This is a genomic window from Mesorhizobium sp. M7A.F.Ca.CA.001.10.2.1, assembly GCF_003998575.1.
GTDB lineage: Bacteria > Pseudomonadota > Alphaproteobacteria > Rhizobiales > Rhizobiaceae > Mesorhizobium.
The window spans coordinates 1-1,777 of sequence record NZ_RZQY01000922.1; the positions used below are offsets into that span (position 1 = coordinate 1).

At 64.9% G+C, this 1,777-nt stretch carries 2 protein-coding genes; one reads left to right on the forward strand and one right to left on the reverse strand.

What is annotated here, in order from left to right; all coding sequences use genetic code 11:
- On the reverse strand, positions 1-166 hold a 166-nt coding region (locus EN964_RS33490), incomplete at its 3' end, for a GntR family transcriptional regulator (RefSeq protein ID WP_127277379.1).
- A 202-nt stretch (positions 167-368) separates the two neighbouring features.
- Here EN964_RS33490 and EN964_RS33495 point away from each other — a divergent pair.
- On the forward strand, positions 369-1,691 hold the full coding sequence (locus EN964_RS33495) for a DUF3422 family protein (RefSeq protein WP_127272364.1): 1,323 nt from the start codon (positions 369-371) through the stop codon (positions 1,689-1,691).
- The last annotated feature ends 86 nt before the right edge of the window (positions 1,692-1,777 follow it).

Below are 1,777 nucleotides of genomic sequence, written 5' to 3' on the forward strand. Positions count from 1 at the left end.
CATCACGCAGGATCGGCCGGGATACGTCGAACTGGCGTGCAAGCTCGCGCTCGCCCGGCAGCCGGTCGCCGGTGCGCAGCACGCCTTCGAGGATGAGGCTCTCGATTTGCTGCACCACCTCGTCGGCGGTGCGCGAATGCTCGATCCTGGAAAAAATGTCGCTCAACAGAATGCCTGGAAGGTGAACCGGTGTCGTAGAATAGAGCTTGCCTCGCCAACTGGTCAAATTATTTATCCAATTGACAAAAGCGGGCCGATTTCCCGCCCGATGCCATCATCTTCGGCTAACTTGCTGTTTGCGTCATCAGGCCATTGGCACTAGAGGGACGCGCGTGCAAGAGGGTTCAAGGAAACCCAGGGAACAAGCCGTGTCAGACGACCCGTCCGATCTCGAATTCCAGCCGCGCGCCAAGGGCAGCGTCATGGGCTTTCCTGCGCATGAGGGCCGGCCTGGCGCACTCGGCGAGGTTCATGCCCGGCCGCACCCGCTGATCGAAAAGCCACGCGTCCTGATGCAACTCGCCTTCATGACCGAGGGGGGCTCGGGCGTCGACCACGCGGTGCTTTCCGAACTGTCGCGGCGCCTCGGCGTCGCCGCGCCCGACCGCCAGGCCCGCCATCATGCCATGAAATGGGGCAAGGGCTCGCTGCGCTGGGAGCGGCACACCGAATTCTCGACCTATTTGTGGGAAGGGCCGCTTTCCGAGAGCGGCAGGGCGCAGGAGGACTCCCCCTTCGGCAACGGGTTTTCGCCGCCGGGAACCTGCATCTCCGGCATCAGGCTCGAAATCCGCAAATGGACGCAAGCGAGCGAGCAGCTGATAGCCGGTTTCGATCCGACCAGCCTGTGCTACTCGCTGGTCGAGCGCGGAAACGCCGCCATCGTCACCGATTTTCGCCAGGATGGCGATGGCCTGACGCGCATGCTGCTGCTCGATCGCGGCTTGACCCCGGCGCGTACCGGCGCGTTGTCGCAGCGGCTTATCGACATCGAAACCTATCGGACGCTGGCCATGCTCGGCCTGCCGCTGGCGTTGACCTTGTCCGGCCGTGCCCGCCGCATCGAAGACCGGCTGGCGCAGACCACGCTGGAGATGAAGGTCGCCGGGACTCGCGACAGCCAGACCTTGCTGGCCGATCTGACCGAACTTGCGGCGGAGTTGGAGGCGGACGCGGCGTCGAGCCTTTACCGTTTCGGCGCCAGCCGTGCCTATGACGGCATCGTCGGCGAACGGCTGGAGGCGCTCGAGGAAGAGGCTGTGCCCGGCTATGACACATGGCGCGGGTTCCTGCAGCGCCGGGTGGCGCCCGCAATGCGCACCTGCCGCTCGGTCGAGGAGCGGCAGGAAAATCTGTCGCGAAAACTGACCCGCGCCACGACGCTGCTGCGCACCTGGGTTGATGTCGAGGTCGAGAAACAGAACCGCGACCTGCTTGCCTCGATGAACAATCGCGCCCGCCTGCAACTGCGCCTGCAGCAGACCGTCGAGGGGCTCTCGGTCGCCGCCGTCTCCTATTATGTGGTCGGCCTTGTCGGCTATGTCGCCAAGGGTGCCTCGATCTTCGGCCATGCCTTCGCACCGGAGATCATTACCGCGGCTTCGGTGCCTGTCGCCATCCTGCTGGTCTGGTGGGGCGTACGCCGCGTGCGCCGGATGCACTCCGAGCCCGGCAAGCCGCCCGGCGAATAGATCTGCTCACCCTCCCCCTTGTGGGGAGGGTCGGCTCATGATCGCAGCGAAGCGAAGATCGTGAGACGGGGTGGGGGTCCTCGTAG